This is a genomic window from Armatimonadota bacterium, from assembly GCA_018268395.1.
GTDB lineage: Bacteria > Armatimonadota > Fimbriimonadia > Fimbriimonadales > Fimbriimonadaceae > JAEURO01.
Genome location: JAFDWQ010000001.1, coordinates 724,717 through 737,666 on the forward strand (window position 1 = coordinate 724,717; position 12,950 = coordinate 737,666).

The following is a 12,950-nucleotide window of genomic DNA, read 5'->3' on the forward strand; positions in this document are numbered from 1 at the left end:
TACATTCCCAATATGGCAGAAGCCGGGGTCCGCGTGGTCGTCGTACCGCCAGGAACGCTCGGTCTCCTCGAAGGCCTCCGCTTCGCCGTCCGACCGGACAGTTGGGTGGCCGCCTACCATGATCCGACCCTGAAGCCGGTGTCAGAGTTCCTCCAGGAAAGCGAACCGGACGCCGAAGCTCTGTCGTTCGCCGACCTCATCGGCAAGGTCATACGCGTTCTCGGAATGACGACGGAACGCGTCGCGACGCGAGGTCAGCGCGAAGCCATGGCCGCTTTGGCGTGCGACAGCCTCGAGGGTACGACCACGATCGAGCGGGCCGCGACGCTGCCGGGTATGGCCGCTTTGATCGAGTCAAGGCTCGAAGAGCTTCGCCACTACGGGATCGAGCCTGACGACCTGAAAGGGATCGCCGCTACGGGCGCGCCCGCCCTTCGCGAAAAGCTCGAGGCGATGGTGCGCGTCAGCGAACTCGTGCGGGACTCCATGGAGGTCTCGCACCGCGTCTACGTCACGGACCGGATCAGGGCCTGCTTCGACGCGGACGCCCCTGACCTTTCCGCGGTCCGTCACGTCGTCGCCGTCGCCGCTTCCGAAGACCGTCCCATGTACGACGGTTTCCTGTCCTGGCTGGCACGGCACGGGGTGCCCGTCGACCTGATCGTCTGTCTCGTTCCGGAAAGGACCGACCTTTTCCGGCCGGCCCAGCGGACGGCCTCGAGAAGCGGTGCAAAGTCGACCAAAGTCCTCGGGGAGAGACCCTGGTACTCCGAATTGTTCCGTGGCGTGGCCTCCGACGAACGTCCCACCGTCTCGATCGACCTGGCCCCGGATCCTCTGGCCGAGTGCGAGTGGATCCTTAGGGAATGCCACAGGCTCCATGCCGACGGTCTGCTATATCCGGAGATCGGCGTGTTCGTGCGTGACCCGGGACATTACGTACCCTTCCTCTTGTCTTCCGCCCGGAGGCTCGGCGTCCCCGTCCATTGTTCGAGAACCGTCCCACTGCTCTCGTGCGGCATCGCTTCGACCGTGCTCCGTGCCCTCAAAGGGATCGCGGGCCGCGACGTCCGAGAGATCGCAAGGCTTGCCTTCGGAACTTATTGTCCGACACCCCATGGATCGGCGGACGAACTCCTCGGGCACACGAAAGCGACATGGAGGCACGGGGCCTCGTCCTGGACGCGCCTGAAGGCCTGGTCCGATGTCCGGACAGAGCGGTTGCCGTGGCTCGACGCCCTACTCGCTTGGCGCGACGCCCACCTCGGTGCGACGCTCCCACTCTCGACGTGGCTCGAGGACTTCCGTACGCTCGTCGGAGAGACAGGGTTATGGGAAGCAGCTTCGGAAGGACACCCGGACGTTACGGCGCGGGACGAACGCGCCCAGACGGTTCTCCAGCGCTCGCTCGCCGACCGGGCCTTCGTGTACGACCAGGCCGGGCTCAAAGAGCTGAGCCTGCAAGGATTCGCCTCGCTCGCCGAACGGATCTGGCGGGAAGAGACGGTGACGTTCGAAACGGGCGTCGGCGGCGTTTCGGTGTCGTCCGACATCGACGCGCTGCCGCTCCTCTCGACCTTGTTCGTACCGGGGATGCTCGAGGGAACGATCCCTCGCAGACGTAAGGAAGACCCGTTGTTTCACGATGGCGAAAGGGCGACGGTCTCGGAGAGCACCGGGTCGTTCCTCCCCCTTTCTGCGGACACCGCGCGCACCGAGCGCGACCTGTTCGTCCGCATTTGCGCGGCGGCCCAAGCCGCGCTCGTCTTCAGTTACCCGCTCACGGACGACGACCGGGAGAACGTCCCGGCGTTCTTTCTCGACGAACTGGAGCGGTGCGTCGGGGGCCGTGTGACAAGGCGCACGTTCCCACGGTCCCTGTCCGTGCCCGACGCCGAAGACGCCGTCCTGGACGCCGACCGCCGGATCCGGGAGGCGTTGGACGGACAGCGGGACTATGCCGGGCCAGAGATGGTCAAAGCCGATCGGGCACGGAACGCCCTGCGACCGGACTGGGACGTCGGCGTCCGGGTCGAGGAGCTCGAGACCGCGGGTCGGTGCGCGTTCCAGGCGGCGTTCCGGCACAGGCTGAAAGTCCGGCCACCGGACCGTGCCGTCGGTACGGCCGTCCTCGCCGACCTGCCTCGACGGGCCGGGCTGGTCTTAGCGGCGGACGCGAAGGACGCCGGCCAACGACTTCGGGCCGAACTCGACGCTTTACTGGACGACCTGTCGACGGACATGGCGGACTGGGAACTGGGTCTTCTCCGAGCGACCGGACTCCGGTGGATCGAAGGATGGGTCGACCGCGAGTTCAGGGCGCGCGAACTATGGCCCCGGACCCCAGGAAGCGTCCGCCACGACGTCGGACTGGACGCCGAAGGGTTGCGGTCCGATCCGAAAGTCGGGGACCGGCGTATCAAAATCCTCGCCAAAGTCTCGGCGGTCTACGATATCGGTGGGGTCAGCGTGGTCCAAGACTATTCTCCAGGGGGCCCCGACCTGAGGAACTTCGTCGAGGACCTGGACCAGTCGGGAGAGTCGCTCAAAGAAGGGCTCCTCCTGTTGGCCCAGACCCATCGGAGCGAGCGGGGCGTCGCCATCGAGATCGACGGCGGGTTCGACCGGAGGTTGTTCGGACTGACCCCTTCCGACGCGATGTTCCTTCGGGGCGACGCGACGGCGGGGCTCGCGGTGTACGGCCTGGGATCCAAAGCGACCCTTGTCAACCGTGTCTTTGACCGGTTGAAACACACGGTCTCGGTCCTCGACCGTGCCGATGCCCGCGCGGTTCCAGGTCGGCCCTGCGAGACGTGCCTTTACGGTGACCTGTGCCGCCGCTCGGCCGTTTTCGGGATCGAGACGTCGCCGTTCGGGGAGGACGTCGAAACGTGAGACTGACGGACGAACAGCGGGCCGTCGTCGGCTCGGACGATCCACGTTTCACCGTCCGTGCTGGGGCAGGGTCCGGCAAGACCAAGGTCCTCGTCGACCGTTACGTGCGCCACGTCGTCGAACTCGGACACGGCCCTGACCACATCGTCGCGGTGACGTTCACGAGAAAGGCCGCCGCTGAAATGAAGAAGCGGATCGTGACGAGGCTTCGAGAAGAGGGGCTGACCGAGCAGGCCCAAGCCGCCGAGACGGGCCCGATCCAAACGTTACACGGTTTCTGCGAGCGTATCCTGAGGGAGAACTGCGTCGAAGCCCTGGTCAGCCCCGACTTCGAGGTCCTCGACAGTTCCGATGTCCGGCTCAGGACGGAGGCGGCCGTACGCTCGGCGCTTCTCCAAGTCATGGACGAGGGGTCTTCTCCCGTACGGTTGATCCGGCGGCTTTCGGGACAGGGCGGTAACCAGCGGCCCGGATGGACGCACGCCCAACTGCGGAACATGGTGGACGCGACGATGACGCAGTTGCGCGGGGCCGGGATCGAGCGCCCTGACCTTGCGGCCGGATATGCCGACGTCGAGACGGCTCGGGCGCTCTGGGACAGAGCGCTCCGCTCAGCCCTTGGACTCGGCGAGCGGACGGGCGGACCCTCAGACACGTCCTCGAAGGCCTTGATCGAGGAAGTCAAGGCCTCAGGCGGAAAGCCGCCTTCTTGGCTCAAGCCCTTGCCTGTCGAATCGGAGTCGGCGTCTGCCGAAGACACGTGCGCCTTGGTTCAATTGGCCGTCCGGGCGTGGGAGGCGCTCGAATCGTCGATGGAAGACGACCAGGTCTTCGACTTCCCTCTTCTCGAACGGAAGGCCGTCCACCTTGTCGAACGGTCGGACGTGACGCGGGAGCGTCTGCAGTCGTCGATCAAGGCCCTCCTCGTCGACGAGGCCCAAGACCTCAACCCCGTCCAGTACCGGCTGATCGACAGTCTAGGTGCTCCCAGCGAGATGCTGGTGGGCGACCCACAGCAGTCCATTTACGGGTTCCGGTTCGCCGAAAGGCGTCTGTTCGTCGAACGCTCCGAAGAGCTTCGGAACTATGTCCTGTCCCGGAACCACCGTTCTGGGCCGGGGATCCTGCGCTTTGTCGACGAGGTGTTCGCTCCGACCTGGGGCGAAGGCCACATGCCGATGCGGGCCTTCGTCCCCGAGGGTGACGACCCCTTCGACACGGGCGCCAAAGACTGCGACGGGGTCGAACTCTGGCCGATGGCGGCTAAGGACAATGCGACCGTCGCGGCGCTGATCCACCAGATGGTCGAAGAAGGGACACCGTTACGGAACGTCACGGTCCTGACACGGCGCAATTCCGCCATCTCCGACATTGCGGAACGGCTGGAGTCGGCAGGGGTCCGTTGCCGCAAGGTCGGAGGTTCCGAACGGTTCTTGACGCGTCTCGAAGTGCGCGACCTTGCCAACGCCCTGGAGGCCCTGTGCGACCCGTATAACGACTTCTCCTTCTTGGCCTTGCTTCACGGCCCCATGGTCGGGCTTTCCCTCGAATCGACGGTTCTGGCGGCGGTCCAGTCACCGTCGTACGAGTCCGTCAGGACCCTGTCGGACCTCCCGCCCGAGGACCAGGTCCGCCTCGAAGGGTTCTGGCCCTGGTTCGAGCGGCTCCGCGAGACGGTCGACCGGGTTCCGGCCTGGGAGACGATCGCAGCCCTCTTCAGCGAAACGCCCTTCCTTGATCGTTGCGCGGCCCTGCCTCACGCGGAACAGGCCTTGGCTAACGTCCGCAAGATGCTCTCCATGGCCGTCGCCAGGCCCCAGACCGGAGCGCGCGAGTTCGCAGACCAGATCCACGACATTACGTTCTTGCGGCACAAGGAGGGCGAGGCCCCGGTCACGGACGAGAACGAGGAAGCGGTGACGCTCATGACCGTCCACAAAGCGAAAGGCCTCGAATTCGATACGGTCGTGGTCACGGAGACCCACGAACGCCTCTCTCCCAAGCGGAAGCCGCTCGTGATCGAAGCGCACCGCGGGCTCGTGGCCCTCGGGCTCTCCGGCCGCCACTCGACCGCATACCTCTGGTTGAGCCACCTCGCGACCGAGCGGGAGCGAGAAGAGCAACTCCGTGTCCTCTACGTCGCGATGACCCGGGCCGAACGACGACTGTGCCTCGTCACGTCGGAGCAAGGCAACAACGAGAGTTCGGCCGGAATCCTGGCGGCCCGCGGGGGACTTCCATCGAAGCCCCTTCCCGGCATCAAGGTGCGGAGGATCGGCGATAGGTAGACTCCGCTTATGACCTTCCGGATGGCCGTGGTCCAGTTCGCCCCGGTCAAAGGTGACGTCCCCGCTAATCTCGACCTGATCGCCGCCCACACGAAGACGGCTGTCTCCGAAGGCGCCGAACTGTGCCTGTTCCCCGAAAGCGCGGCCTGTGGTTATGTCCTCGAAGGGGCTGCGCCCGAATCGGCCCTCGCTCCGGAGACCCTCCTCGCGGGCCTGTCGACCCGGCTCCGCGGTCTCACGAAACAGGTCGACCTTTTGGTGGGGTTTTACGAAAAGGCAGACGGGCAGCCCTATAATTCCGCCGCCTACATGAGCCTCGGGCCGGACGGCGACCGGGTCGTCCACGTATACAGGAAGTTCTTCTTACCGACTTATGGCGTGTTCGACGAAGAGCGGTTCCACCAGCGGGGACTGTCGCTCGGGGTCTATGACACGCGTTTCGGTCGGTTTGGAACGCTGATCTGCGAAGACGTTTGGCACTCCGTCCTGGCCACCTTGTGCGCCGTCAGCGGCGCCCAGGTCATGCTCGTCCCCTCGGCGTCGCCCGTTCGCGGCCTCCGGACCGACAAGCCCGGCAACGTGCTCCGGTACGAGCGCATGCTCCGGGCCGTCAGCGAGGAGCACGGCATGTACACGGCTGCGGCGATGCTCGTAGGCGTCGAAGGCGGGAAGGCTTTTAGCGGGGGCTCCATGGTCTTCGATCCGGACGGCGAGAGTATCGTCCAAGCGCCGATGGGAGACGAAGCGATGGTGATCGCCGACATCGATCTCGACCGCGTGACCGTCGCGCGCACCCGGACACCGTTGATCGGAGACCTGCGCGCTTCCTGGGACGCCATCGTCAGGCTCGCGACTTCTGTACCGTGACAAGGCAGGTCTTCGACGCCCAGACCGATCAAGGTGTCCGAGCAGCGTCGGCCGGAAGCACGATCGACCTTCGGGAAGCCCAATAGAGGGCGCCGTACATCGCCAGCATGACGACAGAGTACGACACGACGGTCGTCTCGAGCGACAAGCCGTAACGCCAGGCAGCCCAGAAGCAAGCCCCCATGAGCGCCAGCCCGACCGCGTCGATGACCAGTTGGAGACGTTGTTTCTTCAAGACCGTCAGCGTGTTCAAGACCGGGCCGACGACGAACATCGCCCACCATGTGACCGATTGGATCTGGACGAGGAACCCGGCGTGCTGCCACTTGGACCCGAACACGGCTCCGACGAGCGGTCCCCCCGCCAATGCCAGAAGTCCGAACGGTACCGCCCCGACGACCGCCAACCGCCGCGTGATCCCGTCGAAGGACTGAAGCATCCTTGCCCGGTCGCCCCTAGCCCAGCGGCTTGCCTCGGCCAAATAGACCTGGGCCATAGCCTGGCCCAAGAGGGCGACCGGCGCCCACACGAACCTGATACCGAAGAAGTAGTCGCCCCAGGGCAGGGGCCCGTACAGGGGCGCGATGAGGAAGGCAATGCTCGTGGTGGCGGTGTGCAGGATCATCGCGGGGCCGCCGTAGAGCGGGAACTCGCGGTACGCTTTGGCAGTCTCGAGAACGTCGGCCGTCCTGGGACGGCCAACGGAGCGCAGGCTCCGGACGGCGAGGCTGGCGCCCCCTGCGACCCGGCCAAGAACGTCGCCGACGATCAACCCGGCGGCTCCGACTTTGAGCAGTCCGAGGCCGACCTGCGTTCCGGACTGGGCGATGCCCTGCACAAGGCGCGTCCTCGCGACGTCGACGAAACCCCGGCCCCGGATCGCCCAGTAACTGAAGGTCTGGTACAGCCCAAGGCCGGCCAAGCTCACGGGTACGAGCCATAGGAACGGGACGAGTTCGGGATCGTGGCAGAGGTCTGCAAGCCAACGGCCGCCGAACGCCACGGCGACCGCCGTGGCCAGCGAGACGGCCACGGTCGACAAGAGGCAGGACCATAACAGTCTCTCGGCCGTTTCGTCGTCCTCTGGCATCGATAGTGCCGCTTCATATCGAAGGCACACGACCGGGGCGATGCTCGAAACGATGATCGCGAACGTGCCGAGAGTCGCCGTCTGCTCTTGACCGTAGAGCCGGGCAACGATCGGGCTGACCAAGACCGTCAACGCCTGGCCCGCGGCCGAACCGGCCAGGAGCGCCGCCGTCGCCCTCAAGAACGATCCGCCCCGTGTCTCCGGGTCGAGCCTCTTCCTTATCCGGTCGGCCAGGCCCGCCACGATCAACGCCCCTGTTCGAGGAGGCAGACTTCCGCGAGACCGTGGCAGAGGAGCGCCTGGGCCCAACGGAGGGAGTCGATCCGCATCTTGAACGGGCCGTACTGGCGGAACAGGAAGCCGCCGTCCGGAAACGCCATACGGTTCACGACGAAGTCCGTCAGTTTGTCGACCGTGGCGCGCACCTCCGACTTGACCTCGTCTTCCACGTGCGGACACGTCAAGACGTGGCACAGGACGACGAGGCTCTCACCTGCGCTCGTGGCGTCCAACGGATCGGCCTTGTCCGGCCGCATTTTCGGAAAGCCGTCCGGAAGGAACAGCCGTTCGAGATGGAACATCAAGCCGGCGTGAAGGGCGGCGGCACAGCCGCGGTCGGCCGAAAGGCCGATCAGGCCGTTGAGGACCATTCCGGTGTGATAGTGGTCGATCGGGTTTTCGCCCGTGACGGACCCAGGTGCGGAGTACGTGAACCCCCCGTCGCCCTGCTGGTTTTCGCAGACGAACTGCCCGAGCTTCCAGACGAGCGGCTGGTCTCCGGGGCGTCCACAACGCAACAAAAAGCCCGCCGACTCGGCGCTGATGTTCAGCACTTGACTCTGATCGGAGGGCGTGTAGCTGAGCGCGACCGAGCCGCTCTTGGTGACCGTCCGGTTGAGCGCTTTGGTCAAGAAGTCGCAGCATCCGTGGGCCGCTTCGAGAGCCCAGGATTGTCCGGTCTCATCGTGATAGTCCAGGAAGGCGCTGCCGCAAGAGTGCGTCGTATGGCTGACCGCGGTATGGGCGGGAACGTTCCCGAAGGAAGCCGACCAGTCGAACGGCACGCCCCATCCGATTCCGGCGGGAGCGGTTCCCGGGTGGTCGAGAAGCCACCTGAGGCACGTCTCGGCCTTCCCAAGGCACGCTGGGTCGCCCGTCAACCTGTGAGTCGCGATCCAGGCTTGGGCAAGTCGCGCGGTTCCTCCGGCCGTGGCGGCCTTTCTCACGCCCATCGCCTTGCGCACGCCCATGGGGAAGAGCAGCTCCGTCGCGTAAACGGCCTGGCGCAAAGGCCTCCTCCATGCGTTCTTGTTGGTCCAAAGGACGAACCGGGTCCCCTTGGTGTCGTAAGGGTCGTAAGTTTCGAGCCCGAGCCTTTCTGCAAAGGACAAGGCGCGTTCCAGCGTGGCCTTGGGGGCGGAGACCCTGGCCGTTGCCGGATCAGGAAGCGTCGACCCAGGCTGCACGACGACCGTCAGCGGACGGCGGCCTTCAGCGCCTCGACGACCCTTTCCTGCACGTCCCATGTGATCTTCGGCCAGATCGGCAAGGAGAGGACTTCGCCCGCGACCTGCTCGCTGACCGGCATCGAAACGACCATGTCCTTGTATACGGGCAACTTATGAAGCGGCTTTTCGTAATAGACCATCGTTCCGATCCCGGCCTCGTCGAGCGACTTCTGGACCTCGTCGCGCCGACCGTTCGTCAACCGGATGGTGTACTGGTGGTAGACGTGAGTCCCGTACGGGACTTCCAAGGGGGTCACCACACCGTCGACACCCTGGAGCGCTTCCGTATAGCGCCTTCCCGCAGCCTGCCGGCCCTTGTTCCATTCGTCGATGTGCGGCAGCTTGCACCGTAGGATCGCGGCCTGGAGGGCGTCCAACCGCGAGTTCACGCCGACCATCTCGTTGTTGTACTTCTTGCGCGCGCCGTGCACCCTGAGGACGCGGACGAGATCCGCGGCAGCGTCGTCGTTCGTGGTGAAGAGACCGCCGTCGCCGAAAGCACCAAGGTTCTTCGTCGGGAAGAAACTGAACGCTCCCGCGTGGCCGATCGAACCCGTCTTACGCTCTTTGTACTCCGAGCCGAAAGCCTGGGCCACGTCCTCCAGCACCCAGAGGCCCTTGTCTTTGGCCAGGGCCATCAAGGGGTCCATGTCGACGGGCTGACCGAACAGGTGGACAGGGATGATGCCGCGCGTTTTGGGGGTGATCGCCTTCGCGACGTCCTCGACCCGGAAGTTGAAGGTCTCGGGGTCGATGTCGACGAAGACCGGGGTCGCATGGAAGTGGCTCACGCACTCGCTGGTCGCAAAGAACGTAAAGGGTGTCGTGATGACCTCGTCGCCAGGCTTGAGGCCGAGCGCGTGGCAACCGAGGATCAAAGCGTCGGTGCCGCTGTTCACGCCCACGGCGTGCTTGACTCCCAAATAGTCCGCGACCTCCTTCTCGAACCCGGTGACGTTCGGGCCCATGATGAACTGTCCGGACTTGAACACGTCTTCGACGGCGGCGTTCAGTTCCGTCCAGATCGATTCCGTCTCAGGGCGCGTGTCAAGGATCGGGATCTTCGCGAGCGTGGCACTCATGCCCCCGATTCTACTGGCACGCGGACCATCTTGAACGGGCCGGGAACCGAACGTCCGACTTCCGTGTCACTCTCGACAAAGGCGGTGATCGATGAGAAAGCTCTTGATCGGCATGTTCGTCGTGGTCGCACCGGTCGTGCAGGCCTGCATGTGGGACGACGACACCCTCTCTGCCGAGGCCAAAGGCCTTCCTGACGTCGTCGACGCCATCGTCGGCCGGACCGACGTCAATCCGCCGGAGTACTACGCGCTACGGCTGAAAATCTCCCTGGACCGGGTCGCAATGGACGCCCGAGACTGGGAAGCCTACGACAACATCGCCGTCTCGCTCGACAAACTTGGCCGTGGGGGAGAGGGGCTCGTTTGGCTTGAGACGAAGCGTCAAGCCCTGACCGCTGCGAACGTCCAGCCTACCAAGGATCCGATGAACGACCCTTGGTACCGCTTTCGAGCGAACAAGGGCACCCTCCTGATCCACCAGTGGTTCGCTCAGGGACGACCGGTGGACAAATCCTTGATCCAGAAAGGTCTCGACGAACTCGGGCTCGCGCTCAAGATCAATCCCGATGCTCACTTCGGACGGGAGCGGGTGCAGATCGAGGTCGTCAAAATCTTATCGTTGGAGAAGCCCGATGCCCTTCAGACCCGGTCCGGCGACCTCTGGTACAAGCTCGTCAAGAAGGAGGGTCGGGACAAGGTGCAACAGGGCTTGATCGGCATCATGGCCCTGGGTTCGGGATGGGACAGCCCTGATCTGATCGCGCTCCTTGCCTCTTCGACGGACATGCGAGACAGCCATGTCCGCGACCTCGCCATGAGACGCATCAAGGATCTTGCGTCTGCAGGCCGGACACAGGTCATTGGCAAGGGCGCGGTGGACCATCTTCTCGCCGGATACGGACCACGCGATGAAGACGTACTGGCAAAGCAGTACAGGGCGCTTACGGACAGTGCCCGTCGCTACAGGGACGAGCGCACAATGTACATCCACGCAAGGGTCGCAGAGGGCCGACATCCGGACAACGACCCGAACTTTTGGTCAGGCTACAAGGCCGTCGAAAGACCGAACATCAAGGGTCTAGAGCCGCTCGTGCCGACGGTCTGGCTACAGTCCCACGCCATCGAGCTCGTTCTTGGCGTCGCGGGCCTCTCGATCGTCACCGCCATTGGGCTGTCTATCGGTAAAGCCGTCACCCGATGGAAACGGCTATGAGCCGTGAATCCAGGCTGGAAAGGGGCTTATGAATGAAACAGGCGGCAGACCAAACGGTCTGCCGCCTAGCGAACGGGACCTAGTCTTCGACCTTGCAGCGCACGGCCGCCAGCGTCTGACCGGTCAACCGGCCTTTGACTTCGGCCTTGCCTGTCAACGCGATCTGTGCGAAGAACACGGCCTTGTCCACGACGTCGCCTGACTTGTTCAGGAACTCGGTCTGGGCGTTCGTGGTCACGTCCACTTTCATTCCGGCCGAGCCGTTGAACCCTTCCCATTCGCTCAGTGAGAGGCTGAACGTTCCCGCATTCGGGTCCGCGACGGAGACGCTTCCTTTTGCTTCGGCTTCGTGGCCACCGCCACCGCCGCCACCGCCGTTGCCGTCATCGTCGTCCAGTTTCGCCTTGGCCGCCGCGAACACGTTGGTGTCGCCGTTGTACGTCCCTTCGAGTTCGACGTCAGCCGCCGTCGGCAAGGCCGCGAAGAACTCCTCGGCCGTCATCCGGACGCCATGACGGGAGCGGAACACGGTGTTCGCGCTCGTCGTGACGAGGACGACTGCTTCCTTCGGGACGAAACCGGATGCTTGGCGCACCTTGATCTTGAACGTTCCGGCCGGCTTGTTCACGTCCTGCGGAGCGCCTTTCGCCTCAGACGGGTGGTTCCCGGTCTGGCCTTCGATCTTGACCGCAGTCGCCTTCAGGGCCCGGACTCCGATCGAGAAAGTCCCACGCACTTCGACGCGCTTGCCATTGGCCAGGACAGGGTTCGGATCACCGTTACCGTTGAAAACGGCCGTATTGGCGTCCATGTACACCTGGAAAGAGCGGCCGCCTTGGGTCAATGTGAACCGAAGGTCGGGTGCCGTGCCGGTCAGGCCGCTCACGGTGCCGTGATAGTCCTCGTTGACGTGCCTGCGGTCGTCGCTCAGGCCGTTGCCGTTCGATTCGCGCAACACCGGCGTGATCTTTCCTGCGGATTCGACCCAGTTCGCGAGGTCGAAGTCGACGATCAAACGGTCGTCGACCGAGCCGAGGTTCTTCGGCGAACTGAACGCGAGGGTCAGCTTCGATCTGCCCGCGCCGGCGTCGAGACTGTCGGCGAACTGGAGGGCCGTACCGCTCGAGGCTCCCTGACGGAACACCGTGACGTCCTTTCCAAGCGTGACGCTTACGGACGTGAACGGTCCGCCCGTCACGTTCGCCATGGAGAAGAACTGGAACTTCTGTCCACCGCCGTCGCGCAGCGACCGAAGATCGGTGACGATTCCGGCCGCGTCTTCGAACGAAGTCTGGGAACCTGCGGCCGAGTTGACTTCGACCTTATAGACCGTCACCCAGACGTGGTCGTTCCCGTCCATGCTGTCCGTGGCGAACAGGGCAAAGGAGCCGCCTCCGCCGCCTCCCCCACCGCCGGAAGAGGATCCGCCCCCACAGCCGAGGGCTCCCAAAAGAGTCGCCGTCAGAACGGCCGAAAACAACAACAGCGATCGTTTCATCGTCACACCACCAGACTAGAGGCAGTCACCTTCGGCGCTGATACCTCAGTCCGTTGACTCTTGATACGCCGTGAGCTGCTCGATGTGATACACATCGTGCCCGACCATGGAGTTCGCCGTGTCCATGACACTCATCGGACCCCGCTCTTCATGGACGGCCGTCGCCTTCCATTGCTCGTCGGAGAGCGTCATGAGCCACTCGACGGTTTTCTTCCTCGCTTCCTCGAATTCCGCCAATTTGGCCATCAGGTCGCACGACGCATAGCCGTTGTCCAGCGCCATCTGCTCTTCGTCATAGGCTTTGATCGCTGATCCCGGAGCCTCCACGCACTGCTTCATCCGACCGAGCAAGATCGGCTCCCAGTCGGCCATATGGGCGACGACTTCCCGTGGCGTGAACCGACCAGGGTGGGTGGGGACGTCCTTCAGGTTCGACGGCATGGCCTGGACGGCACGGCGCAAGATGTGGGGCGAGAGCGTCAGTCCAGGGAAGAGGTAAGGCTTCACAC

Annotated in this window: 9 protein-coding genes; 4 read left to right on the forward strand and 5 right to left on the reverse strand. The window is 64.4% G+C overall.

The window, feature by feature from the left end; all coding sequences use genetic code 11:
* Window positions 1–12 precede the first annotated feature (12 nt).
* Genes JST30_03270 through JST30_03280 form a run of 3 tightly spaced genes read left to right on the forward strand, consistent with a single transcriptional unit; the run spans window position 13 to window position 6,050 of the window.
* Window positions 13–2,895 carry a hypothetical protein gene (locus JST30_03270; protein ID MBS1713337.1) on the forward strand — a complete coding sequence of 961 codons (2,883 nt, stop codon included), beginning with the start codon at window positions 13–15 and terminating at the stop codon, window positions 2,893–2,895.
* The gene (locus JST30_03275) at window positions 2,892–5,183 is read left to right on the forward strand and encodes a UvrD-helicase domain-containing protein (GenBank protein MBS1713338.1); all 2,292 of its coding nucleotides are present in this window, start codon (window positions 2,892–2,894) and stop codon (window positions 5,181–5,183) included. The genes JST30_03270 and JST30_03275 overlap by 4 nt, the downstream gene beginning before the upstream one ends.
* Window positions 5,184–5,192: 9 nt before the next feature.
* On the forward strand, window positions 5,193–6,050 hold the full coding sequence (locus JST30_03280) for a beta-ureidopropionase (GenBank protein MBS1713339.1): 858 nt from the start codon (window positions 5,193–5,195) through the stop codon (window positions 6,048–6,050).
* Window positions 6,051–6,078: 28 nt separating this feature from the next.
* Here the strand turns inward: JST30_03280 and JST30_03285 are convergent, their stop codons facing one another.
* Genes JST30_03285 through JST30_03295 form a run of 3 tightly spaced genes read right to left on the reverse strand, consistent with a single transcriptional unit; the run spans window position 6,079 to window position 9,730 of the window.
* Entirely contained in the window at window positions 6,079–7,383 is a 1,305-nt protein-coding gene (locus JST30_03285) for an oligosaccharide flippase family protein (protein MBS1713340.1), read from the reverse strand.
* A 2-nt stretch (window positions 7,384–7,385) separates the two neighbouring features.
* Window positions 7,386–8,666, reverse strand: a complete 1,281-nt coding sequence (locus JST30_03290) for a hypothetical protein (protein MBS1713341.1) — start codon at window positions 8,664–8,666, stop codon at window positions 7,386–7,388.
* Complete coding sequence (locus JST30_03295; protein MBS1713342.1) at window positions 8,615–9,730, reverse strand: DegT/DnrJ/EryC1/StrS family aminotransferase; 1,116 nt, start codon at window positions 9,728–9,730, stop codon at window positions 8,615–8,617. Before JST30_03295 ends, JST30_03290 begins: the two co-directional genes overlap by 52 nt.
* 91 nt (window positions 9,731–9,821) lie before the next feature.
* Here JST30_03295 and JST30_03300 point away from each other — a divergent pair, with 91 nt between their 5' ends.
* On the forward strand, window positions 9,822–10,943 hold the full coding sequence (locus JST30_03300) for a hypothetical protein (protein ID MBS1713343.1): 1,122 nt from the start codon (window positions 9,822–9,824) through the stop codon (window positions 10,941–10,943).
* 79 nt (window positions 10,944–11,022) lie between these two features.
* On the opposite strand, the gene JST30_03305 is transcribed toward JST30_03300, so the two are convergent.
* Both JST30_03305 and JST30_03310 read right to left on the reverse strand, forming a co-directional pair.
* Window positions 11,023–12,441, reverse strand: a complete 1,419-nt coding sequence (locus JST30_03305; GenBank protein MBS1713344.1) for a hypothetical protein — start codon at window positions 12,439–12,441, stop codon at window positions 11,023–11,025.
* 45 nt (window positions 12,442–12,486) lie between these two features.
* A complete protein-coding gene (locus JST30_03310) occupies window positions 12,487–12,948 on the reverse strand; it encodes a DinB family protein (GenBank protein ID MBS1713345.1) in 462 nt (153 codons plus the stop codon).
* Window positions 12,949–12,950 lie beyond the last annotated feature (2 nt).

Excerpts from the sequence above, each read along its gene's own strand:
- JST30_03270 (MBS1713337.1), top strand. The coding sequence starts at position 13 with ATGGCAGAAGCCGGGGTCCGCGTGGTCGTCGTACCGCCAGGAACGCTC.
- JST30_03280 (MBS1713339.1), top strand. The coding sequence starts at position 5,193 with ATGACCTTCCGGATGGCCGTGGTCCAGTTCGCCCCGGTCAAAGGTGAC.
- JST30_03290 (MBS1713341.1), bottom strand. The coding sequence starts at position 8,666 with ATGGGACGTGCAGGAAAGGGTCGTCGAGGCGCTGAAGGCCGCCGTCCG.
- JST30_03295 (MBS1713342.1), bottom strand. The coding sequence starts at position 9,730 with ATGAGTGCCACGCTCGCGAAGATCCCGATCCTTGACACGCGCCCTGAG.
- JST30_03300 (MBS1713343.1), top strand. The coding sequence starts at position 9,822 with ATGAGAAAGCTCTTGATCGGCATGTTCGTCGTGGTCGCACCGGTCGTG.
- JST30_03305 (MBS1713344.1), bottom strand. The coding sequence starts at position 12,441 with ATGAAACGATCGCTGTTGTTGTTTTCGGCCGTTCTGACGGCGACTCTT.